Origin of the sequence: Serratia sp. MMO-28 (assembly GCF_037199905.1) — a bacterium.
Lineage (GTDB): Bacteria > Pseudomonadota > Gammaproteobacteria > Enterobacterales > Enterobacteriaceae > Chania > Chania oryzae.
This window is the reverse complement of record NZ_JBBCVB010000018.1, coordinates 54,627-75,335: the sequence shown is the minus strand read 5'-3', so window position 1 is coordinate 75,335 and position 20,709 is coordinate 54,627. Positions and strand designations below refer to the sequence as shown.

The 20,709-nt window shown below is 60.3% G+C and carries 22 protein-coding genes; 13 read left to right on the top strand and 9 right to left on the bottom strand.

Translation table 11 applies throughout. The annotated features are described in order from the left end of the window. Positions 1 to 36 precede the first annotated feature (36 nt). The 13 genes from hybO (at position 37) to WG891_RS16555 (ending at position 12,853) form a co-directional block, all read left to right on the top strand. Positions 37 to 1,170, top strand: a complete 1,134-nt coding sequence (hybO, locus tag WG891_RS16615) for a hydrogenase 2 small subunit (protein ID WP_337263743.1) — start codon at positions 37 to 39, stop codon at positions 1,168 to 1,170. A 3-nt stretch (positions 1,171 to 1,173) separates the two neighbouring features. Beyond that, positions 1,174 to 2,187 carry a hydrogenase 2 operon protein HybA gene (hybA, locus tag WG891_RS16610; protein ID WP_337263744.1) on the top strand — a complete coding sequence of 338 codons (1,014 nt, stop codon included), beginning with the start codon at positions 1,174 to 1,176 and terminating at the stop codon, positions 2,185 to 2,187. Next, complete coding sequence (gene hybB / locus WG891_RS16605) at positions 2,174 to 3,373, top strand: Ni/Fe-hydrogenase cytochrome b subunit (RefSeq protein WP_337263745.1); 1,200 nt, start codon at positions 2,174 to 2,176, stop codon at positions 3,371 to 3,373. The genes hybA and hybB overlap by 14 nt, the downstream gene beginning before the upstream one ends. Beyond that, positions 3,351 to 5,045 (top strand): hydrogenase 2 large subunit, encoded by a 1,695-nt coding sequence (gene hybC / locus WG891_RS16600; protein WP_156293925.1) that lies wholly within the window; start codon positions 3,351 to 3,353, stop codon positions 5,043 to 5,045. The genes hybB and hybC overlap by 23 nt, the downstream gene beginning before the upstream one ends. After that, positions 5,045 to 5,545, top strand: coding sequence for a HyaD/HybD family hydrogenase maturation endopeptidase (locus WG891_RS16595; protein WP_156293924.1), 501 nt, complete (start codon positions 5,045 to 5,047; stop codon positions 5,543 to 5,545). The genes hybC and WG891_RS16595 overlap by 1 nt, the downstream gene beginning before the upstream one ends. Further along, positions 5,529 to 6,023: a hydrogenase-2 assembly chaperone gene (gene hybE / locus WG891_RS16590; protein WP_337263746.1), complete on the top strand. Its 495-nt coding sequence runs from the start codon at positions 5,529 to 5,531 to the stop codon at positions 6,021 to 6,023. The genes WG891_RS16595 and hybE overlap by 17 nt, the downstream gene beginning before the upstream one ends. Beyond that, positions 6,016 to 6,357 carry a hydrogenase maturation nickel metallochaperone HypA gene (hypA, locus tag WG891_RS16585; protein ID WP_076942113.1) on the top strand — a complete coding sequence of 114 codons (342 nt, stop codon included), beginning with the start codon at positions 6,016 to 6,018 and terminating at the stop codon, positions 6,355 to 6,357. Before hybE ends, hypA begins: the two co-directional genes overlap by 8 nt. A 19-nt stretch (positions 6,358 to 6,376) precedes the next feature. Continuing rightward, positions 6,377 to 7,285: a hydrogenase nickel incorporation protein HypB gene (gene hypB / locus WG891_RS16580; protein ID WP_337263747.1), complete on the top strand. Its 909-nt coding sequence runs from the start codon at positions 6,377 to 6,379 to the stop codon at positions 7,283 to 7,285. After that, positions 7,285 to 7,563, top strand: a complete 279-nt coding sequence (gene hybG, locus WG891_RS16575; RefSeq protein WP_337263748.1) for a hydrogenase maturation factor HybG — start codon at positions 7,285 to 7,287, stop codon at positions 7,561 to 7,563. Before hypB ends, hybG begins: the two co-directional genes overlap by 1 nt. Beyond that, positions 7,550 to 8,665 (top strand): hydrogenase formation protein HypD, encoded by a 1,116-nt coding sequence (gene hypD / locus WG891_RS16570; RefSeq protein ID WP_337263749.1) that lies wholly within the window; start codon positions 7,550 to 7,552, stop codon positions 8,663 to 8,665. Before hybG ends, hypD begins: the two co-directional genes overlap by 14 nt. Next, complete coding sequence (gene hypE / locus WG891_RS16565) at positions 8,665 to 9,693, top strand: hydrogenase expression/formation protein HypE (RefSeq protein WP_337263750.1); 1,029 nt, start codon at positions 8,665 to 8,667, stop codon at positions 9,691 to 9,693. Before hypD ends, hypE begins: the two co-directional genes overlap by 1 nt. Before the next feature lie 220 nt (positions 9,694 to 9,913). Beyond that, positions 9,914 to 12,211 (top strand): carbamoyltransferase HypF, encoded by a 2,298-nt coding sequence (hypF, locus tag WG891_RS16560; protein WP_337263751.1) that lies wholly within the window; start codon positions 9,914 to 9,916, stop codon positions 12,209 to 12,211. Between the two features lie 51 nt (positions 12,212 to 12,262). After that, the gene (locus tag WG891_RS16555; RefSeq protein ID WP_337263752.1) at positions 12,263 to 12,853 is read left to right on the top strand and encodes a HupE/UreJ family protein; all 591 of its coding nucleotides are present in this window, start codon (positions 12,263 to 12,265) and stop codon (positions 12,851 to 12,853) included. A 118-nt stretch (positions 12,854 to 12,971) separates the two neighbouring features. On the opposite strand, the gene WG891_RS16550 is transcribed toward WG891_RS16555, so the two are convergent. Genes WG891_RS16550 through WG891_RS16510 form a run of 9 tightly spaced genes read right to left on the bottom strand, consistent with a single transcriptional unit; the run spans position 12,972 to position 20,705 of the window. After that, on the bottom strand, positions 12,972 to 13,832 hold the full coding sequence (locus WG891_RS16550) for a GHMP family kinase ATP-binding protein (RefSeq protein ID WP_337263753.1): 861 nt from the start codon (positions 13,830 to 13,832) through the stop codon (positions 12,972 to 12,974). Continuing rightward, complete coding sequence (gene cobD / locus WG891_RS16545; RefSeq protein ID WP_337263754.1) at positions 13,825 to 14,898, bottom strand: threonine-phosphate decarboxylase CobD; 1,074 nt, start codon at positions 14,896 to 14,898, stop codon at positions 13,825 to 13,827. Before cobD ends, WG891_RS16550 begins: the two co-directional genes overlap by 8 nt. Beyond that, positions 14,891 to 15,673 (bottom strand): uroporphyrinogen-III C-methyltransferase, encoded by a 783-nt coding sequence (gene cobA / locus WG891_RS16540; RefSeq protein WP_337263755.1) that lies wholly within the window; start codon positions 15,671 to 15,673, stop codon positions 14,891 to 14,893. Before cobA ends, cobD begins: the two co-directional genes overlap by 8 nt. A gap of 19 nt (positions 15,674 to 15,692) precedes the next feature. Next, positions 15,693 to 16,901 carry an acetate/propionate family kinase gene (locus WG891_RS16535; RefSeq protein WP_337263756.1) on the bottom strand — a complete coding sequence of 403 codons (1,209 nt, stop codon included), beginning with the start codon at positions 16,899 to 16,901 and terminating at the stop codon, positions 15,693 to 15,695. After that, complete coding sequence (locus WG891_RS16530) at positions 16,891 to 17,343, bottom strand: EutP/PduV family microcompartment system protein (protein ID WP_337263757.1); 453 nt, start codon at positions 17,341 to 17,343, stop codon at positions 16,891 to 16,893. The genes WG891_RS16535 and WG891_RS16530 overlap by 11 nt, the downstream gene beginning before the upstream one ends. Before the next feature lie 4 nt (positions 17,344 to 17,347). Next, on the bottom strand, positions 17,348 to 17,698 hold the full coding sequence (gene eutS, locus WG891_RS16525; RefSeq protein WP_337263758.1) for an ethanolamine utilization microcompartment protein EutS: 351 nt from the start codon (positions 17,696 to 17,698) through the stop codon (positions 17,348 to 17,350). Further along, on the bottom strand, positions 17,698 to 18,255 hold the full coding sequence (locus tag WG891_RS16520) for a BMC domain-containing protein (protein WP_337263759.1): 558 nt from the start codon (positions 18,253 to 18,255) through the stop codon (positions 17,698 to 17,700). Before WG891_RS16520 ends, eutS begins: the two co-directional genes overlap by 1 nt. A gap of 3 nt (positions 18,256 to 18,258) precedes the next feature. Further along, positions 18,259 to 19,596: a 4Fe-4S dicluster domain-containing protein gene (locus WG891_RS16515; RefSeq protein WP_337263760.1), complete on the bottom strand. Its 1,338-nt coding sequence runs from the start codon at positions 19,594 to 19,596 to the stop codon at positions 18,259 to 18,261. Then, positions 19,593 to 20,705, bottom strand: coding sequence for a 1-propanol dehydrogenase PduQ (locus WG891_RS16510; RefSeq protein ID WP_337263761.1), 1,113 nt, complete (start codon positions 20,703 to 20,705; stop codon positions 19,593 to 19,595). Before WG891_RS16510 ends, WG891_RS16515 begins: the two co-directional genes overlap by 4 nt. Positions 20,706 to 20,709 lie beyond the last annotated feature (4 nt).

The following is a 20,709-nucleotide window of genomic DNA, read 5'->3' as shown; positions in this document are numbered from 1 at the left end:
TCATTTATCGGCGTTTTATACAGGGGACAAATAATAATGTTAAGGGAGAGTCGGTCATTTTTCCAAAATGGCGTTAATCGCCGTGACTTTATGAAACTTTGTGCGGCTCTGGCCGCCACCATGGGGCTCAATAGCAAGGCCGCTGCCGAAATAGCTCAGTCGGTAGGGGCACCACAGCGGCCACCGGTGATCTGGATCGGTGCCCAGGAATGTACCGGCTGTACGGAATCATTACTGCGTGCGACCCACCCCACGATCGAAAACCTGTTGCTCAGCGTGATCTCCATGGAGTACCACGAAGTGCTCTCCGCCGCTTTTGGCGAACAGGCGGAAGAGAACAAGCACCGCGCGATTGAGCAATACAAAGGCCAATATGTGTTGGTGGTTGATGGCTCGATCCCGATGAAGGACGGTGGTATCTACTGCATGGTGGCGGGCCAGCCGATCGTCGAGCACATCCGCAAAGCGGCGGAGCATGCTGCGGCGGTGATCGCCATCGGTTCCTGCGCGGCCTGGGGCGGCGTTGCCGCCAGCGGCGCTAACCCGACCGGCGCGGTCAGCCTGCAGGAGGTGCTGCCGGGCAAAACGGTGATCAATATTCCCGGTTGCCCACCCAACCCGCATAACTTCCTGGCCACGGTGGCACACATCATCACCTACCAACGGCCACCGAAGCTGGACGCGAAAAACCGCCCCGACTTTGCCTATGGCCGCCTGATCCACGAGAACTGCGAACGTCGCCCGCACTTTGACGCCGGGCGTTTTGCCAAAGAGTTCGGTGACGACGGGCACCGCCAAGGCTGGTGCCTTTACCATCTTGGTTGTAAAGGGCCGGAAACCTACGGCAACTGCTCGACGTTGGAATTCTGCGACGTCGGCGGCGGTATCTGGCCAGTGGGCATAGGTCACCCTTGCTACGGCTGCAATGAGCAGGGGATCGGCTTTACCAAGGGCATTGCGCAACTGGCAAACGTTGAAAACCCCACCCCGCGTTACGCTAAACCGGCGGTACAGAATGCCGAAGGCGGGCACGTCAGCGCCTCGGCGGTTGGCCTGCTGGGGGGCGTCGTCGGGCTGGTGGCCGGTGTCAGCCTGATGACGGTAAGGGAACTGGGGCGGCAGCAGAAACAGCAGCGCAAAGATGACGATCAACCGCCGCGCAAGGAGTAAGCCGTGAATCGACGTAATTTTCTAAAACTGGCCTCTTGCAGCGCGATCATGGTGGGCGGGGTGCCCCCGGCGGCGGCGGGTGCCGAGAACAAAGCCCCGATCCCCGATTCGCTGGGCATGCTGTATGACTCGACCCTGTGCGTCGGCTGCCAGGCCTGCGTGAGCAAATGCCAGCAGATCAACCATACCGATTACCAAGCGCATGGCGAAACCTATGCCTACGCGGGCACTGAAGCCACCTGGTCGAACAACGACAAGCTCAGCCCCTACACCAACAACATCATTCAGGTGTGGAGCAGCGGTAACGGCCAGCATAAAGATCGATTAGAAGATGGCTATGCCTATATCAAAAAGCAGTGCATGCACTGTGTCGATCCCAACTGTGTTTCGGTGTGCCCGGTGCAGGCGCTGACCAAGCACCCGAAAACCGGCATCGTGCATTACAACCCCAATGTCTGCACCGGCTGCCGCTATTGCATGGTCGGCTGCCCGTTCAACGTGCCGAAATACGACTACGACAACCCGTTCGGCCAAATCCACAAGTGCGAACTGTGCAACCAGAAAGGCATTGAACGCCTGGATCAGGGCGGATTGCCCGGCTGTGTGGAAGTGTGCCCGACCGGAGCGGTGATCTTCGGCACCCGCGAGCAACTGCTGGCCGAGGCGAAACGGCGCCTGGCGCTCAAGCCCGGCGTAAGCTACCGCTTCCCGCGGCAGACGCTGCAAGGGGATGATCGCTATGAGCATACGATCCCGCACTACCAGCCGCACCTGTATGGCGAAGAAGAGGGGGGCGGGACGCAGGTGCTGGTGCTGACCGGGGTGCCTTTCGAGAAGCTGGGCCTGCCGCCGCTGGAGCCTCTGTCGACCGGCGCGCGCTCCGAACATGTGCAGCACTCGCTGTACAGCGGCATGGTGCTGCCGCTGGCCGCACTGACCGGCATCACCTTTCTGGCGCACCGCAACACGCGTAAAGCGCGTCAGGATGAGAAGGAAGACGAACATGACGACGCATAAAACGCAGCCCCTTGGCGGGCGGCTGGTGAGTTGGCCGGTAATGCTGTTGGCCCCGTTTGTGGTGCTCTGCGCCTTGCTGATCCTGAAGCGTTTGGTGCTGGGGCTGGGATCGGTGACCGATCTGAACGGCGGTTACCCGTGGGGGATCTGGATTGCCTTCGATCTGTTGGTGGGCACCGGTCTGGCCTGTGGCGGCTGGGCGCTGGCCTGGGCGGTGTATGTGTTTAACCGTGGCGAATACCATCCGCTGGTGCGCCCGGCGCTATTGGCCAGCCTGTTCGGCTATACGCTGGGTGGGTTGTCGATCACCATTGACGTCGGCCGCTACTGGAACCTGCCTTACTTCTACATTCCCGGCCACTTCAACACCTCCTCCGTGCTGTTTGAAACGGCGGTCTGTATGACGATCTACATCGGCGTGGTGGCACTGGAGTTTGCGCCGGCGCTGTTTGAACGCCTGGGCTGGAAGGTATCGCTGAAGTGGCTGAATAAGGCCATGTTCCTGATTATCGCCCTGGGCGCACTGCTGCCCGCGATGCACCAGTCGTCGATGGGATCGTTGATGATTGCCGCAGGTATCAAGGTGCATCCGCTGTGGCAGAGCTATGAAATGCTGCCGCTGTTCTCGCTGCTGACCGCGGGCATTCTGGGGTTCTCGATTGTCATCTTCGAAGGCTCACTGGTGCAGGCGGGGTTATTGGGCAAGGGCGCGCGGGAAACGCCGCTGTTTACCCGCATGAGCTACATCATCGATGTCATTTTGCTGCTGTTTATCGTGCTGCGCTTTGGCGAGCTGATTTATCGCCATAAGACCGGCTACCTGTGGCAGTTCGATCGTTTTGCCCTGTTTTTCTGGCTGGAAATCGGCCTGATGCTGTTGCCGTTGCTGCTGTTCCGCTGGCAACGAAATCGCAGAGATTCACGCCTGCTGTTTATCGGTGCGCTGAGCATGATCTGTGGTGCGGCCTTGTGGCGGCTGAACTACTCACTGTTGGCCTATAACCCCGGTAACGGTTACGGCTATTTCCCGACTGCCAGCGAACTGCTGATCTCCATCGGCTTCGTGGCGATAGAAGTGTGTGCGTACATCCTGTTGATCAGGTTGTTACCGGTGCTGCCTGCGCAGCAACACAAGCATGAAAACAACCAGATAGAGGTAGAGCATGAGCCAACGCATCACCATTGATCCCGTGACCCGCATTGAAGGGCATTTACGGATTGACTGCGAGATTGAAGACGGCAAGGTGGTGAAAGCCTGGTCTTCTGGCACCATGTGGCGCGGCATGGAAGAGATTGTGCAAGGTAACGATCCGCGCGATGCCTGGATGATCGTCCAGCGTATCTGTGGCGTCTGTACCACCACCCATGCCCTGGCGTCGGTGCGGGCAGTGGAAAATGCGCTGGGCATGGAAGTGCCGGTCAATGCGCAGTATATCCGCAACATCATTCTGGCCGCCCACAGCATTCACGATCACATCGTACATTTCTATCAGCTCTCGGCGCTGGATTGGGTCGATGTCACCTCTGCCTTGCAGGCCGATCCGCAAAAAGCGGCCGATCTGCTGAGTGGCCTGTCGAGCTGGCCGCTCAACAGCGCCGCCGAATTCAGCCGCGTGCAGCAGAAGATTAAAGATCTGGTGGCCAGCGGCCAGCTTGGCATTTTTGCCAACGGCTACTGGGGGCACCCGGCCATGGCGCTGCCGCCGGAGGTGAACCTGATCGCCGTTGCACACTACCTGCAAGCGCTGGAGTGCCAGCGTGATGCCAACCGGGTGGTCGCTATTCTGGGGGGCAAAACGCCGCATATCCAGAACCTGGCGGTGGGTGGGGTGGCTAACCCGATCAACCTGGATGCCCCTAGCGTGCTAAACCTTGAACGCCTGATGTACCTGAAAACCTTTATCGATCGCCTCGGCGACTTTATCGAGCAGGTTTACCTGGTGGATAGCGCGGTGATCGCCGCACACTATCCGGGCTGGCTGGCGCTGGGTAAAGGTGCGGATTGCTATCTGTGCTTGCCGGAGTTGCCGACCGATCGCAAAGGCGACACCTACCTGCTGCCGGGGGGCTTCTTGGAGAACGGCAAGTTCCGCCCGATCGCCAACCAGCGCGATGCTTATCTGGTGAACGGCATTCAGGAAAGCGGCAAACATGCCTGGTATCAGGACGACCAGCCGCTAGCACCTTGGGAAGGGCTGACGCGCCCGAACTACACCGGCTGGCAGGAAGACGGTAAATATTCCTGGGTAAAATCACCGACCTTCTACGGCAAAGCGGTGGAGATGGGGCCGTTGGGCTGGCTGATGTGCAGCCTGCAGGCCGAACATCAGCCGACGCAGAAATACTTCGGCCGCGTCAACGGCGCCTACCAAACCTTGACCGGCCAGGCGTTAACCGCCGAACAGCTGCCATCCACCCTGGGGCGGATCGTCGGGCGCACGGTGCATGCCTGCGTGCTGCATGAAACTCTCGGCCAACAGTGGCAGGCACTGGTAGAAAACATCGGCAAAGGCGATCACGAAACCTTTATCCGCCCCAATATCCCGCTGACTGGGGAAATTCGCGGCGTCGGGTTTATCGAGGCACCGCGCGGTTCGTTGTCCCACTGGGTGGTGATCAAAGACGGCAAGATCGCCAATTATCAGGCGGTGGTGCCTTCCACCTGGAATGCCGGGCCACGCAACCATAATGACGAACCTGGTCCTTACGAACGCTCACTGGTGGGTACACCGGTGGCCGATCCGGCCAAGCCGCTGGAGGTGGTAAGAACCATTCACTCCTTCGATCCCTGCATGTCCTGTGCTGTGCATATTGTAGACACCACCGGCAATGAAGTGACCAGGGTCAAGGTGCTGTAATGCGTATTCTGGTACTAGGTATCGGTAATCTGTTGTTGAGCGATGAGGCGGTCGGCGTGCGCATCATTGAGGCGCTGGAACAGCGCTTTGTGTTACCTGCCTATGTGGAGGTGCTGGATGGTGGCACCTCTGGCATGGAACTGATGGAAGTGATGGCCGATCGCGATCATCTGATCGTGGCCGATGCGGTGCTGACCGGCGATGCAGCGGGCAGCGTGGTGGTGTTGCACGATGAACAGATCCCCGCGCTGTTTACCCGCAAGGTGTCGCCGCATCAGTTGGGGCTGTCGGACGTGCTGATGGCGCTGCGCCTGACCGAGGAGTTCCCACGGCGCTTAACGCTGGTGGGCGTGGTGCCCGCCTCGCTGGAGCCGGGCATTGGCCTCAGCCCGCGGGTCACTCAGGCGCTTGAACCGGCTTTGGCGCAGGTGCTGGTGGCGCTGCAATCCAGCGGTGTGCCGGTCATGCTCAAGGAGGCCGCCGATGCACGATGCGTTTAGCGGTTTTCCAACTACCCCAGCTCCGCTGCTGGAAGCGGCGTTTCAGGCCGTCGCCGCCGACGGTATGCGCGATTTGCCCTTTTTCCATTCGCAAATCCCGATACGTGCCTGTGGGTTTCAGCTGTTTGAACAGCAGTGGATCGGCTGCATGCTCACGCCCTGGATGCTCAGCCTGTTGGTGCTCCCCGGCCCGCAGCAGCAGTGGCAACCGCGCCAGGTCGGCGAAAAGCTGGCGCTGGCGCTGCCCTGTGGCAACGTCAGCTTTACCTTGGGCGAGATCGATGGCTGCGGGCAATATCTGGCCTGCTCGTTGATGTCGCCGCTGGAAAGTTCACTGCGGGCCGATCAGGCGCTGGCACTGGCGGAAAACAGCGCGCGCATGGCGCTATCGCTGCCGGTGGTAGACGGCAGCCTCCCGAGCAATCCGCGGCGGCGTGCGCTGTTCCGCCTGCAACGGGAGAACGGAGCCGATGCATGAGATCAGCCTGTGCCTGAGCACCATGGAGCTTATTGAGCAGCAGGCCAGGCAGCACGGTGCCCGGCGGGTCACGGCGGTGTGGCTGGAGATCGGCGCCTTGTCTTGCATTGAAGAACAGGCCCTGCGCTTCAGCTTCGCCAGCGCCAGCCGCCAGACGCTGGCAGAGGGTTGCCAGTTGCATCTGAACTATCAACCGGCGCGTGCCTGGTGCTGGGATTGCAGCACCAGCGTAGCGGTTGAGCGGCATGACGCCGGCTGCCCGCACTGCGGCGGCCACGCTTTGCGCATCGAGAGCGGCGAAAGCCTGCGATTAAAACAATTAGAAGTGGAATGATTTTAAGGAGTTAAGCCTTATGTGTACGACTTGCGGTTGCGGCCACGGAGAAACATCGATCGAAGGGGATGAGCACCATCACCACCATGATGACGACCATCATCATGGGCATGCCCATCAGACAGTCACGATCCATCACCACCACCATTATCACCATCAAGGTGATGTGCATCACCACTATGCTGCCGCTGAAGCGGTGCCGTTTGCCCCCCAGGTACAACCACATTCGCAAGACCTGCATTATGGCCATGGCGAGGCAGGCAGCCATGCACCCGGCATGGGGCAGCGCCGGTTATTGCAGATTGAACAGGACGTATTGAGCAAAAATAACCATCTGGCGGCGCATAACCGTGAACACTTTGCCGCGCAGAATATCCTGGTGCTGAACCTGGTTTCCAGCCCAGGCTCCGGCAAAACCTCCCTGCTGACGGCCACCCTGCAATCTCTGGCGGGCAAAGTGCCGTGCGCGGTGATCGAGGGCGATCAGCAAACCAGCAACGACGCGGAACGCATCCGCGCGACGGGGGTTCCGGCGATTCAGGTGAACACCGGTAAAGGCTGCCACCTGGATGCGCAGATGGTGCACGATGCGGCCCATCGCCTGCCGCTGCAGGACAACAGCCTGCTGTTTATTGAAAACGTCGGCAACCTGGTATGCCCGGCCAGTTTTGATCTGGGGGAACGGCATAAAGTGGCGGTGCTGTCGGTCACCGAAGGGGAGGACAAACCGCTCAAATATCCGCATATGTTTGCCGCCGCTACGCTGATGGTGATCAATAAGATCGATCTGCTGCCCTACGTTAATTTCTCCGTTGATCGGTGCATTGCCTATGCCCGTCAGGTTAACCCCACCATTCAGGTGATTGCCCTTTCGGCCACCGGCGGCGAGGGGATGGATCTCTGGCTCGACTGGCTGGGGGCGCAATAATGTGCCTTGGCGTACCCGGTAAAGTGATCGCGGTTGGCGAAGATTTGCATCAACTGGCAACGGTCGACGTGTGTGGCGTGTCGCTCGGGGTCAATATCGCGCTGGTGTGTGAGGATTCGCCGCAGGCGCTGATCGGCCAGTGGGTGCTGGTGCACGTAGGGTTTGCTATGAGCCTGCTCGACGAACAGGAGGCGCTGGACACGCTGGCGGCGCTGGAACATATGCGCGCCGTCGGGCTTGAATCACCGATGCCGGGGGGCAGCGATGCGCTACGTTGATGAGTTCCGCGATCCGGCGCTGACCATGGCGCTGTTGCAACGCATCGCGCAGTTGATGCTCTCAATGCCCGCCCAGCAACGCTTGCCGCTGCAAATTATGGAGGTGTGCGGCGGCCATACCCATGCGATTTTCAAGTTTGGCATCGATCGGCTGCTGCCGGATAACCTGGAGTTTGTCCACGGGCCGGGTTGCCCGGTCTGCGTCTTGCCGATGGGGCGCATTGATAGCTGCCTGGAGATTGCCGCGCACCCGGAAGTGATTTTCTGCACTTATGGCGACGCCATGCGCGTGCGCGGGCGCAACGGATCGCTGCTGGATGCCCGGCGGCACGGCGCCGATATCCGCGTTGTCTATTCACCGCTGGATGCCCTGCAGCTGGCGGTAGACCACCCGCAGCGCGAAGTGGTGTTTTTCGGGCTGGGTTTTGAAACCACCATGCCCGCCAGCGCCTTGACCCTGCAACAGGCGCGGCAGCGTAAGCTGAGCAACTTTAGCCTGTTCTGCCAGCACATTACCCTGATCCCCACCTTGCGCAGCCTGTTGCAGCAGCCCGATGTGCGGATTGACGGTTTTCTGGCCCCCGGCCACGTCAGCATGGTGATCGGCAATGCGCCTTACGGTTTTATCGCCGAGCAATACCGTAAACCGCTGGTGGTCACCGGGTTTGAACCGCTGGATATTCTGCAGGGGCTGTCGATGTTGCTGGAGCAACTGTGTGCTGGCCGCAGCGCGGTAGAGAACCAATACCGGCGCATTGTGCCAGAGCAGGGTAACCGTTTGGCACAGCAGGCGCTGGCGGAAGTCTTTTGCCTGAAAGCGAGCAGCGAATGGCGCGGCTTGGGGGAGATTGCCCACTCCGGCGTGCAGTTAACACCGGACTATGCCGAGTTTGACGCCGAGCGGCGCTTTCAGCCCCAGGCGCAGCGCGTGGCGGACGATCCGCGTTCGCGCTGCGGCGATGTGCTGACCGGGCGCTGCAAGCCGGACGCCTGCCCGCTGTTTGGCAAAGAGTGTACGCTCAGCAACGCCTTTGGGGCTTTGATGGTGTCATCGGAAGGGGCCTGTGCGGCTTACTATCAGTATCGCAGGGAGACGGCCTGATGCTTCAACCGAACGATGAGCGTGAAATCACGCTGGCACACGGCAGCGGCGGGCGGGCGATGCAAAGCCTGATCGAAGAGCTGTTCTTGCAAGCCTTTGCCAATCCAGCCCTGAACGCGCGGGAAGATCAGGCGCGCATTGCGCTGAGCGAGCTTTGTAGCGCCGGGGATCGGCTGGCGGTATCCACCGACAGCTATGTGATCGACCCGATTTTCTTTCCCGGTGGCGACATCGGCAAGCTGGCGGTGTGCGGCACCGCTAACGACGTGGCGGTCAGCGGCGCGCAGCCGCGCTACCTGAGCTGCGGCCTGATCCTGGAGGAAGGGTTGCCATTTGCCATGCTGGCGCGTGTCGTGCAGTCGATGGCCGCTACGGCGCAGCAGGCCGGGATGCAGATCGTCACCGGTGATACCAAAGTGGTCCCCCGTGGCGCGGCAGACAAGATTTTTATCAATACCACCGGCTTTGGCGCGATTCCGGCCGGCGTCGATTGGGGTGTCCATCAGATCCGCGAGGGCGACAGCATTATCGTCAGCGGCACGCTCGGCGATCACGGTGCAACCATTCTCAACCTGCGTGAAGGGCTGGGGTTGGAAAGTGAACTGGCCAGCGATTGCGCTCTGCTGGCACCGCTGATTGCGCCGTTGTTACATATCGCCGGTGTGCGGGCGCTGCGGGATGCCACGCGCGGCGGCGTGACGGCGGTGTTGCATGAGTTTGCCGCCGCCAGCGGCTGCGGCATGGAGATCGTTGAGGCGGCGTTGCCGCTAAAACCCGCAGTGCGCGGGATGTGCGAGTTATTGGGGCTGGATGCGCTTAATTTTGCCAATGAGGGCAAGTTGGTGCTGGTGGTGGCACCTGCAGCCGAAGCCGAGGTGTTGGCCGCACTGCGTCAGCACCCGCTGGGGCGCGATGCGGCGGTGATTGGCCACACGCTGGAGCGCCAGCAGGTGAATGTGGTGGGGCTGTTCGGCGTTTCGCGCCGCTTGGATCTGCCATTGGACGAGCCGCTACCGCGGATTTGTTAGCCAACCAGTTCCCTCTCCCTGTAGGGAGAGGGCTAGGGTGAGGGGGATATCGCTTAATGCTTAACCCGTTCTCTTTGATAAAGGGCTCTATTTTGTTTGTTGGTTTGAATAAGCATGTTTTCCGGACGCTCAAGATTTGGCGTTTATCAGGTAGCACCGTGAAAGCGCCTTCAATGGCGTCAACACCGGTGCCCACCTGTTGTAGTGGTAGTTAGATATCATGGCGCATATTGATACTACAACTACCAACACTAATGGCCTCAGTCTGCGGGTGAAAGGCAAGGTACAAGGGGTAGGGTTTCGCCCCTACGTCTGGCTGCTGGCGCGGCGGTTCGAGCTGCGTGGCGACGTCAGCAACGACGGCGCTGGGGTGATCGTCCGTCTGTGGCAATCGCCCAAGGTGGCGGATTTTCTGCGCGCCTTGCCGCTGCAATGCCCGCCGCTGGCGCGGATCGACAGCGTCAGCCAGCAGCCTCTGCATTGGCCACAGGAACCACAGCACTTCACCATCGCCAGCAGTGGCGCAGGGCAGATTGATACCCATATTGTCGCCGATGCGGCCACCTGTGACGCTTGCCTGGCAGAACTGAATTTGCCGCACAACCGGCGCTATCGCTACCCGTTTATCAACTGCACCCACTGTGGCCCGCGTTTTACCATCATTCGCCAGATGCCTTACGATCGCCCCAATACCTCCATGCAGCCTTTCCCGCTGTGCCCGGCGTGCCAGGCGGAGTATGACGATCCGGCCGACCGCCGGTTCCACGCGCAGCCCAATGCCTGCCCGGTCTGCGGCCCGCAGCTGTGGCTGAGCGATGCCAGCGGCAACGTGACGGCCAGCGCGGATGACGCGCTGCAACGGGCCACGCGGGCGCTGATGGCGGGGGAAATCCTGGCGATCAAGGGCATCGGCGGTTTTCATCTGGCCTGCGATGCCACTAATTCAGCGGCGGTGCAGCGCCTGCGCTTGCGTAAGCGTCGCCCGGCCAAGCCGCTGGCGGTAATGATGCCGGATGCCAATTGGTTGGTAGCCTGTGTTCAGGTGGCAGATACTGCGCCGTTGCTCAAACTGCTGCGCAGCCCGGCGGCACCGGTGGTGCTGGTGCCAGCGCACCCCGACAGCCCGCTGTGCCGGGAAATTGCCCCCGAGCTGAACGAGGTGGGCGTTATGCTGCCTGCCAATCCGCTGCAGCATCTGTTGCTCCAGCAGGTTGCCCGCCCGCTGGTGATGACCTCCGGCAATCTTTCTGGCCTTCCCCCGGCACTGACCAATCAACAGGCGCTTGAGGAGCTGGCAGGCATTGCCGATGCTTGGCTGCTGCATAACCGCGAGATCGTCCAGCGTGCCGACGATACGGTGCTGCGGCTGAACCAGCATGGCACTGAAATGCTGCGGCGTGCGCGCGGCTATGTCCCTGATGCGTTGCCATTGCCACCCGGTTTTAGCGCGCAGCCACCGGTGCTGGCGCTGGGTGCCGATACCAAGAACACTTTTTGCCTGCTGTGGGGCGATCGCGCCGTGGTCAGCCAACACCTTGGCTCGCTGGCCGATGACGCTACCCGCCAGCAGCAACAGCAACTGATTACGCTGTTTGGTGAGATCTACGGCGTAGCGCCGCAGGCGATCGCCGTTGATGCCCACCCCGGTTATCTCAGCCATCAGCAGGGCAAAGCGTTGGCAGAACGTTTAGCGCTTCCCTGCGTGGAGACGCTTCACCACCATGCCCACCTGGTCAGTTGCCTGGCGGAGCATGCCTGGCCGCGTGACGGTGGCAAGGTGATCGGGCTGGCGCTGGACGGTTTGGGTTACGGTATTAACGGGCAACTGTGGGGTGGAGAATGCCTGCTGGTGGATTATCAGCATTGTGAACATTTGGGCGGGTTGCCTGCGGTGGCGCTGCCGGGGGGCGATTTGGCAGCGCAGCAGCCGTGGCGCAACCTGCTGGCGCATCTGTTGCGCTTTGTCCCTGGCTGGCAGGCTATGCCGGAAGCAGCAAGTATCCCGCAGCCACAGGGCAACGTGCTGGCGCGAGCGATTGAGCGCCAGATCAATGCACCTTTGGCGTCTTCTACCGGGCGCCTGTTTGATGCGGTGGCTGCCGCGCTGCAAATCGTTCCGCCGCAGATCTCCTGGGAGGGGGAGGCCGCGTGCCTGTTGGAAGCGCTGGCGCAGCAAAGCCCGCACCATCAGCCGCCGGTTTCTCTGCCGCTGTGCGGCCAACAACTGGATTTAGCCTCTTTTTGGCCACAGTGGCTGAGCTATCGGTCTACACCAGCCCGGCGTGCTTATGCCTTCCATTGGGCGCTGGCGCAGGGTTTTGCTGCCTTGGCCCGGCGGGCGGCACAGCAGCATGATATTCACACCGTCGCGCTGTCGGGCGGGGTCTTGCATAACCAACTGTTGCGCCAACTGCTGGTGCAACAGCTGGAAGGTTTACAGGTGTTGCTGCCGTCGCAGTGGCCTGCCGGTGATGGTGGTTTGGCACTGGGGCAGGCGTTGATCGCCGCAGCACGTTAGGGGTGAGTCAATTTTTATGGTTTCTTATAGGATGAACAACAGGTGATTACTATGCGTATTAATGTCAAAGCTGTGGCTGTATCCGTACTGGCGTTGTTCCCGATGCTGGCTTGCGCCCACGTTGGGAATGATGGTGGTACTCATCACGTTTTAAGCTTCACCGAAGGCTTTATCCATCCGCTGACCGGGATGGATCACCTGGTGGCGATGATTCTGGTGGGCGTCTGGAGCGCCATGAACACCCGGAAATGGTGGCTTGCGCCGCTGGCGTTTGCCGGGTTGCTGTTGGCGGGTGCGCTGATCGGTATGGCGGGCGTGACGGTGGCGGCTACCGAATACCTTGTCGCCGCCTCGCTGCTGGTGGTGGGCGTGATGGTGGCGCTGCGGCTGAAGTTGTCTGCGGTAACCGGCGCGTTGATCATTGGCGCTTTTGCCATTTTCCACGGCTTGGCGCATGGAGCTGAACTTTCTCACTCGGCCGCGGCACTTTCCGGCATGGTGATGGCGACTGCGGGGCTGCATCTGGTTGGCTTGGGGAGCGGTTATCTGCTGACGCTTTCCAGCACTAACCGCTGGTGGGCTGGGGTGATTGGTAGCGGTTCATCTTTACTGGGGATTGGTTTACTCAGCGGCCTGTTCTGATAGCTTCGGCGGCATAACTGCCCGTTTCGTTTCCCAACCAAATCCTACAGCTACCCGAGGTTGGGTAAGCGTGAGGGTTTGGTGTATGAAACGGCAACCTTGCCGCATTAGCCGTGTTCTAACGCACCCCGCCAGCAATCAACCTAAGCCGATGCTGTTTGGGATATTCCCGGCCAATCTGCCGCTGTTGCAGTTGCCAGCACAGTTTTTCGCTATCGTGCCGCTCGGCATCAAACAGCAACCCCACCACGCTGCCGCTGTGCGCCACGTTCAGGCCGTAAATCCCGCAGCTTTCGCTGATCTCTAATAACTCATCGAACAGCGGTTTGGGCAGCAACCGCTGGCTGGCGCGTGCGCTGAGGGTGGTGGCTTCCCCCAATTTGCCGCAATTATGCGTTTTTATCGCTAAGGAAAATAGCGCCCAAGCTCGCTCCAGCATGGCGGCATTTTCCAACAGCGCCTGCTGGCGATCGCGGCGATGATAGTCGGCGGTGTTCAGGGTATACGGGCTTTCCAGTAGCAGAATATCCAGCGGTGGTAACCAATCACTGGGGATCTGGGTAGCGGCCGTTTGGTGATCGAATAATGTCAGCTTGCGGAACAGCGTGCTGTCGGTGGGTTCCAGTTGCACGCACAGCTTGGCGAGCGTGGGTTCATCCAGCGACTGGCCAAGATGGCGAGCGGTAGCCTGCGCGGTGGCGGCGATATCGGCGGTGCTACTGGCCAACCCTTTTGCTACCGGGATGCTGGAGGTGAAATCAATGCGCAAACCGCGCGCAGCGCTGCCGGGGTGGCCAAAGTGTTCCAGCACGCTTATCAGCATTTGGCGCATCAGCGGGCGCTCGTGGTTGCCCGGTTGCCCGTCGTTTACCGTAACGTGGCTGAACCAGTTTACCGGGCAGGAAACCAGTTTTTCACCGCCGAGGATCCAGCCCTGAAGCAGTTCACCGCAAGACGCGGGGCAGCGTGCCTCAGCCATCGGCAAAAACCTGCCGCAATGCCACGATCAGCCTGCGGTTGGCGGCTTCGCCCTTTATTGCCACCCGATAGTAATCGGCAGAAAGGCCGGGGTAGTTGGCACAGTGGCGGATCAGAATCTGCTGTTGCAACAGCGCCTGTTGCAGATCGAATTCCGGGCGCAGGCAGCGTAGGAAAAGATAGTTTGCCGCACCTGCCCAAACGCGCAACTGCGGGATGGCCGCCAACGCATCAAATAGCCATGGGCGCTGCTGCGCCAGCCACTGATGGGTTTGCTGAATATAGTGGCGATCGTCGAGGATGATCTCCCCCGCCAAGGCGGCAAAGGTGTTAATCGTCCAAGGCTCCCGTGCCTGCTTCATCTGCCGGATACCCGCCAGATCGCTGCTGACCAGATAGCCGAGCCGCAGCCCAGGAATGGCAAAAAACTTGGTCAGCGAGCGCAGGATATACAATTGCGAATAGTCGGCGATCTGTGGAATAAACCCCGGCATTCCTGGCAGAAAATCGATAAAGGCTTCATCGACGATCAGCGCAATGTCATGCTGTTGGCAGCAGGTGAGGATAGCTTGCAGCAGCACGGGATCGGGCATCAGCCCCGTCGGGTTATTGGGGGTAGCCAAAAACAGGCAATCGGGGCGCAGTTCGACCAGCACCTGTAGCAAGCGTTCATCGGGCTGAAACCCGTTCTCTTCCTCTAACGGATAATGCTGAATACGGCATTTTGCCCGCCGTAGCGCCCGGCGATATTCGGCAAAACCCGGCGTCAACAGCAGCGCCGTGCGCGGGCGCAAGCGATTCACCACGGCGTAAATCAGCTCAGTCGCGCCGTTGCCCGCGATAATATTTTCTGGCTGGCAATGGTGCGCCCGCGCCAAGGCGGCATGTAACTGGCGGTATTCGACATCGGGGTAGCATTCGGCGCTGTTGAGCTGCGCAACAATCGCCGCTTTCAGGCTGGCGGGCATACCCAGCGGATTAATATTAGCGCTGAAATCGAGAATATCTGCCGGATCCAGGCCGGTTTTCAGCGCCATTGCCAGCACGTTACCGCCATGTTCACTCATGAGATGTTAATACCGCTGTGGGGAGAGAGAACTGCTCAGGCATAAACGCCAGCACTTCACGCAGGTTGACCACTTGGCCGACCACGATCAACGCCGGCGCGGTTAAGCCCTGCGCGGTAACCTGATCGACCAGGGTCGCCAGCGTACCGGCCGCGATTCGCTGCTGTTGGTGGCTGGCATACATCACCACCGCTGCCGGAGTAGTAGCCGCTTTGCCCCCGGCGATCAACTGCTGGCAGATGCTGGCCAACTGCGTCATACCCATCAGGATCACCAAGGTGCCCTCCAGCTTGGCCAGCGTGGCCCAATCCTGCGGCTGATTCCCTTGGCGCAGGTGGCCGGTAATCACGTGAAAACCCGAAGCATAATCTCGGTGGGTGACCGGGATGCCGGCATAGGCCAGCCCGCCGATGGCCGAACTGATACCGGGGATCACTTCAAATGGGATCTGTGCCTGCGCCAGCGCTTCGGCCTCTTCGGCACCGCGCCCGAACACGTAAGGATCGCCGCCCTTCAGGCGCACCACGTTCAGGCCACGCCGCGCACAGTCAATCAGCAGTTGATTGATCTGCGGCTGTGGCACCAGATGGTGATCGGGGTTTTTGCCAACGTTAATCATTTCACAATTGCTGGGAGCTTCCTGCAACAGATCGGCGCTCACCAGACGATCGTAAACCAGCGCCTGCGCCTGCTGAATACAGTGCAGGCCCTTAACGGTGATCAGCGCGGCATCCCCAGGCCCGGCACCGACCAGCCAAACTTTTCCACTTTTCATCGTCGCTCTCATCAGGTTATCAGGCGGATTGCGGCTGTGGGTTATTGAGCGCTACGCGCACCACGTCGCGGGCGATCATCAGCTCTTCGTTGGTGTTCACGATCGCGATCTGCACCGGTGCCCCGTCGCGCTGGATAAACGGCTGATTGGCATTGTTCTTCTCCTCATCCAGTTCGATGCCGAGAAAGCCTAGCTGATGGCAGATCTGCTGGCGCGCATTGCGGGCGTTCTCGCCGATGCCGCCGGTGAAGATCAATACGTCGATGCCGCCCAGTTGCACGATATAGCTGCCGATCACCGCCCGGATGCGTTCAGCGAACAGCTTGAGCGCCAGTTGCGCTCTGGGGTTGCCGGTGGCGGCAGCCTGTTCGACATCACGGTAATCGTGTGATACGCCGGATACGCCCAGCAAGCCGGACTGATTGTTGATCAACAGGTTGATCTCCTGCGCGCTTTTCCCTTCCGCCTGCTGGATAAACGGCAGGATGGAAGGATCGATATCGCCGCTGCGGGTGCCCATCATCACCCCGGCCTGTGGGGTAAAGCCCATGGAGGTATTGACCGAGCGGCCATCGCGAATGGCGCAAATGCTGGAACCATTGCCCAAATGGCAGGAAATAATGCGCAGCTGTTCCAGCGGGCGGCCGAGCCGTTGCGCACACACCATGCTGACATATTTGTGGCTGGTGCCGTGGAAGCCATAACGGCGGATGCCAAGCTCCGCGTAATAGCGCCAGGGCAGCGGGTAGAGGTAATGGATATCGCTCAGCGTTTGGTGGAAGGCGGTGTCAAACACCGCAACGCAACGGGCGTGGGGCAGTGCCTGCTGGAAAACGCGGATCGCCTGAGCATTGACCGGGTTGTGCAGCGGCGCCAGCGCGCCGAGTTGTTCGATTTTATCCAGCACCTCCGGCGTAATTACCACCGAATCGCAGAAGGCTTCGCCGCCGTGCGCCACCCGGTGGCCAACGCCGCAGATTTCCGTGAGCGAAGTGACAATATGATGTTCGATCAGCGCATTAAGCAGATGCACGGCGGCCTGATGGCAATCCGCGATCGGCAGGGTGTTGCGCCATTGGTGTTCCCCGGCGCGCAGGGTGAAAACGGCGTCCTGCATGCCGATGCGCTCAATCAGCCCCTGGCAGATCACTTGCTCTGCGGGTTGGGAAAAGAGCTGAAACTTCAGTGAAGAACTGCCAGCGTTAATCGCCATAATTTTACCGGGCATACGACTCTCCATCGGGATTTAAAAAACGGATCAGATCGGCCATTCCGGCACCGGTCTGCGCCGAGGTAATAAACACGTTCGGTACACCGGCCTGATACAGACGGTCTGTCGCCCAGGCCAATTGATTCGAATGGGTGAGGGTGTCAGCCTTGCTGATAATGCCGATCACCGGTTGGGTGAAAACCTGTGCGAACATCGGGGCAAACCAGCTCTGTTCCGCATCCAGGTTCTGCACCAGGCCGATGACATCTGCCTCGCAGGCGCTGGCGAGCAGGGCGCTATACAGGCAGCGGTTTTCCAGGTATTCGCCGGGGGTGTCGATCGCGCAGTCCTGCCAGACAATGGCCTGGGTTTTTTGGTAGTTCAGCGTTTCCCCTTGCAAACGTTGGATCAGCGAGGTTTTACCGCACTGACTGGGGCCGATCAGCATGATGCGCTTCATGGCGTCAGGTCCGGGTCAGGTTACAAGCGGTGAACTTCATCATGTCGCCCAGGGTGTAGATCACCTGTTTCAGCGCATATTCCACCGCCGACACATCGCCGGCGAACACCACCGCACCGGTGAAGCGATCGATAAAACCAATCTCTACCGCGCCGGATTTGGTGGCGATGTCGCTGGCGATGATCGACGCTTCGCTGGGGGTGATGGTCAGAATGCCGATGGCATTGCTGGCGTCGCTCAGGCCGAGTTTTTTATAGAGTGCCTTGTTAGGGTTGGCGATCAGATGGGCCAGGGTGATCTGTTTCCCCGGTACGTATTCCTGAATCACCCGTTCGGTTGCCGTTGGTTGTTCCATCATGCCCCCTGAATCAACTGGCGCCACAGCGCCTCATGTGGGCGCGGGATCACGGTGCTGTATATCAGCAGGCCGTTTTCGCCCGCGCTCTGGCTGGCGACTTCCACCGCATTGTTGACGTCGGCAATATCGCCGCACATCACCTGATAGCATTTGCCGCCAATGCCAAACGCCATATGGATGCGCACCAGCGTGATATGCGCCGCTTTCACCGCCCGATCGGCGGCGGTGATGCAGGCCACGGCGCTCCAGGTTTCCACCACGCCAACGGCCTGGCGGTTTTCCACCGGGTTTAGCCCGTTCAGCGCGGGCAGCACTGAAGGGTGGAGATTGGGCAGTACGATGCTGTCGACCAACAGATGGCCGCTGTGCTGGGTGCCGCTTTGCACCGATTGCGTTACTGCCCCTACATCGCCCCCCACCATCAGCAGGTACTTGCCGGGGCAGAGCGTTTTACTCACCAACAGCTCAACGTTGGCGCTTTTCAGCATCAGGTCACAGACCTCTATGCCCTTGGCAATACTGCTTAGTTCAACAATTCCAATGGCTTGTGACATGGCTTATCCTTTGGCGAGGGTGATGGCGGTGGTGCTGATGTCGGTCACGGTACCGCTGATGCTGGCGTGGATGGGGGCGCCGAGCGCGCCTTCGGCAATGTGGGCAATGCACTGGCCGTGTGCCACCGTTTGCCCAATAGCCACCGTCGGGATCGCCGCCGCGCCGATGTGTTGGCGTAACGGCAGCAATACCTGCGCTGGTTGATAATCTTGCGCACTGAACGGCGCGGCGTGTGCCCACGGGGTGAGCTCCAGGCGTGTTACCAGCCGCGCCGTGGGCACCATGCGGTATTGCGCCATCGGATCGGCATCGCGCAGTTCGCCGCTGTAGCGTGCACCCTGCTGGCGCAATTGTTCCTTCAGCAGTCGGTTGATGCGCATCGGCGAGATGTCCACCGGGCAGGCGTAGCTTTCACACAGGCTGCACTCCGAACAGGTCAGGGCGCTTAACAGGATCTCGGGCGTTGCCACCTGCTGATAATTCACCGCTCGCACCAGCAGATGCGGCGGCAGTTCATGGCCAATCAGGTGGCGCGGGCACAGTTCGGTACACAGGCGGCATTGCTCGCATACGGTGCGGGCGATGGCCATGACTTCACGATCGCTGCGGGTACGCCGGGCGATCAGCAGGTGATCGGCGGGCAGTACCAGCAGGCCGCCGCTGGTTTTGGTCACCGGCTCATCGAGGTTTGTCAGCAAGCGCCCCATCATCGGGCCACCGTTGATAAAGCCGGGGCTAGCCACGGTAGCGCCCCCCGCCAGTGACAGCACTTCGCGGAAACTGATCCCCAGCGGCACCGTCAGCGTGATCGGTTTGGCAACGGCACCATTGACCGTGAGGGTGCGACGGGTCACCGGCCACTGCTGTTCCACGGCGCGCGCGATATTCAGCACCGTCTGCACATTATTCACCACTACGCCAATGCTGATCGGCAGCGCGGCCGGTGGCACCCGGCGCCCGGTAGCCAGCCAGATGGTGATCACTTCATCCCCGGCGGGGTAAACATCGGGGAGAATGTGCAGCCGGATGTGTGGCGGCAACAACGGCGTCAGTGCTTCGATCGCCGCCGCGTATTTGGCCTTCAACGCGATAATCCCTTCCTGTGCCCCGGTGGCGGTCATGGCATATTGTAAGCCGCGCAGCAACCGTTCGGCTTGGTGAGGGATCAGCTGCTGGTCCACCTTCAGCATCGGTTCACATTCGGCGGCGTTGATCAGAAAGATTTCCGCCTGCGCCTGCAGTTTGACCGCCGTAGGGAAACCGGCACCGCCTGCGCCAACCACGCCTGCTTCACGCACCCGCTGGCGGATGGTGTCGGCATCGCACACCTGAACGTTCATAGCAGTGCCTCAAGAATGTCGCGAATGTCCTCTGCCGCCGCCGGGCGTGGCGTAGTTTTGAGGGTGGCATCGGCCAGCGCGGCAGCAACCATCGCCGGAATGCGCTGTTCAAGCTGGCTTTCGCTGGGCTTGAGATCGGCAAAATAGCGTGGCATAGCGCACTGGGTTTTTAGCTGCTCAATCCGCTGGATCAGTTGATTCACGGCCTGACGATCGTCGCTTTCCGCCGGGCTGATACCGCAGACGCGAGCTAAACGGGCGTAGCGCTTGCGTGCGCGGTTTTCGGCAGCGTTGAACTGAATCACCGGGATCAGCAACAGCGCATTTGCTAGCCCGTGGGCGATATGGAATTGGCCACCCAGTTGGTGAGCGATAGCGTGATTAATCCCCAAACCGGCCTGGCTGAAGGCGATCCCCGCCAGCGTCGAGGCGTTGTGCATTTTGCCTCGGGTGATCAGGCAATCGCCTTTCCGGCAGGCGGTGGGCAGATGACGAAACACCAACTGCGCCGCTTTTTCCGCCAGCGCGTCGGTAAAATCGCTGGCACGCGGCGAAACATAAGCTTCCAGCGCGTGCGTCAGCACATCCATCCCGGTATTGGCGGTGATCGCTGGTGGCACGCTGGCCACCAGCGCCTGATCGAGAATGGCGATATCCGGGTAGATCTCATCGCTGAACAGCGGATACTTGATGTGCTTTTCCGGATCGCTGATCACAAAGGCGCTGGTCACTTCCGAACCGGTGCCGCTGGTGGTCGGGATGGCGATACAGGTATCGATGCTGATGCCCTGCTGGCGGCTGAACCAGACAATCGCTTTGGCCGCATCCAGCGCCGAACCGCCGCCAAAACCGATCACCACATCGGGGCGCAGGGTCTGCATCTGCTCGATCCCTTTGACCACGGTGGCTATGGTCGGGTCGGGCGTAATATCGCTGAACAGAGCGATCCGGTTATCGGCGTCCAACGCCTGTTTCAGCCGCTCCAGCAGCGGCGAGGTGGCCAGAAAACCGTCACAGATGATCCAGATTTTGCGCTGGCGGAAACGCCGCAGCGCTTTGAGGCTGTCTTCACCGCTGTAGATCCGCGTTTGTACGGAAAAAGTCTTCATACAT

Excerpts from the sequence above, each read along its gene's own strand:
- hypB (WP_337263747.1), top strand. The coding sequence starts at position 6,377 with ATGTGTACGACTTGCGGTTGCGGCCACGGAGAAACATCGATCGAAGGG.
- hybB (WP_337263745.1), top strand. The coding sequence starts at position 2,174 with ATGACGACGCATAAAACGCAGCCCCTTGGCGGGCGGCTGGTGAGTTGG.
- hybE (WP_337263746.1), top strand. The coding sequence starts at position 5,529 with ATGCACGATGCGTTTAGCGGTTTTCCAACTACCCCAGCTCCGCTGCTG.
- hypA (WP_076942113.1), top strand. The coding sequence starts at position 6,016 with ATGCATGAGATCAGCCTGTGCCTGAGCACCATGGAGCTTATTGAGCAG.
- WG891_RS16550 (WP_337263753.1), bottom strand. The coding sequence starts at position 13,832 with ATGGCTGAGGCACGCTGCCCCGCGTCTTGCGGTGAACTGCTTCAGGGC.
- cobA (WP_337263755.1), bottom strand. The coding sequence starts at position 15,673 with ATGAAAAGTGGAAAAGTTTGGCTGGTCGGTGCCGGGCCTGGGGATGCC.
- hypE (WP_337263750.1), top strand. The coding sequence starts at position 8,665 with ATGCTTCAACCGAACGATGAGCGTGAAATCACGCTGGCACACGGCAGC.
- hypD (WP_337263749.1), top strand. The coding sequence starts at position 7,550 with ATGCGCTACGTTGATGAGTTCCGCGATCCGGCGCTGACCATGGCGCTG.
- eutS (WP_337263758.1), bottom strand. The coding sequence starts at position 17,698 with ATGGAACAACCAACGGCAACCGAACGGGTGATTCAGGAATACGTACCG.
- hybG (WP_337263748.1), top strand. The coding sequence starts at position 7,285 with ATGTGCCTTGGCGTACCCGGTAAAGTGATCGCGGTTGGCGAAGATTTG.
- WG891_RS16520 (WP_337263759.1), bottom strand. The coding sequence starts at position 18,255 with ATGTCACAAGCCATTGGAATTGTTGAACTAAGCAGTATTGCCAAGGGC.
- WG891_RS16595 (WP_156293924.1), top strand. The coding sequence starts at position 5,045 with ATGCGTATTCTGGTACTAGGTATCGGTAATCTGTTGTTGAGCGATGAG.
- WG891_RS16530 (WP_337263757.1), bottom strand. The coding sequence starts at position 17,343 with ATGAAGCGCATCATGCTGATCGGCCCCAGTCAGTGCGGTAAAACCTCG.
- WG891_RS16510 (WP_337263761.1), bottom strand. The coding sequence starts at position 20,705 with ATGAAGACTTTTTCCGTACAAACGCGGATCTACAGCGGTGAAGACAGC.
- cobD (WP_337263754.1), bottom strand. The coding sequence starts at position 14,898 with ATGAGTGAACATGGCGGTAACGTGCTGGCAATGGCGCTGAAAACCGGC.
- hypF (WP_337263751.1), top strand. The coding sequence starts at position 9,914 with ATGGCGCATATTGATACTACAACTACCAACACTAATGGCCTCAGTCTG.
- WG891_RS16555 (WP_337263752.1), top strand. The coding sequence starts at position 12,263 with ATGCGTATTAATGTCAAAGCTGTGGCTGTATCCGTACTGGCGTTGTTC.
- WG891_RS16535 (WP_337263756.1), bottom strand. The coding sequence starts at position 16,901 with ATGCCCGGTAAAATTATGGCGATTAACGCTGGCAGTTCTTCACTGAAG.
- hybC (WP_156293925.1), top strand. The coding sequence starts at position 3,351 with ATGAGCCAACGCATCACCATTGATCCCGTGACCCGCATTGAAGGGCAT.
- hybO (WP_337263743.1), top strand. The coding sequence starts at position 37 with ATGTTAAGGGAGAGTCGGTCATTTTTCCAAAATGGCGTTAATCGCCGT.
- WG891_RS16515 (WP_337263760.1), bottom strand. The coding sequence starts at position 19,596 with ATGAACGTTCAGGTGTGCGATGCCGACACCATCCGCCAGCGGGTGCGT.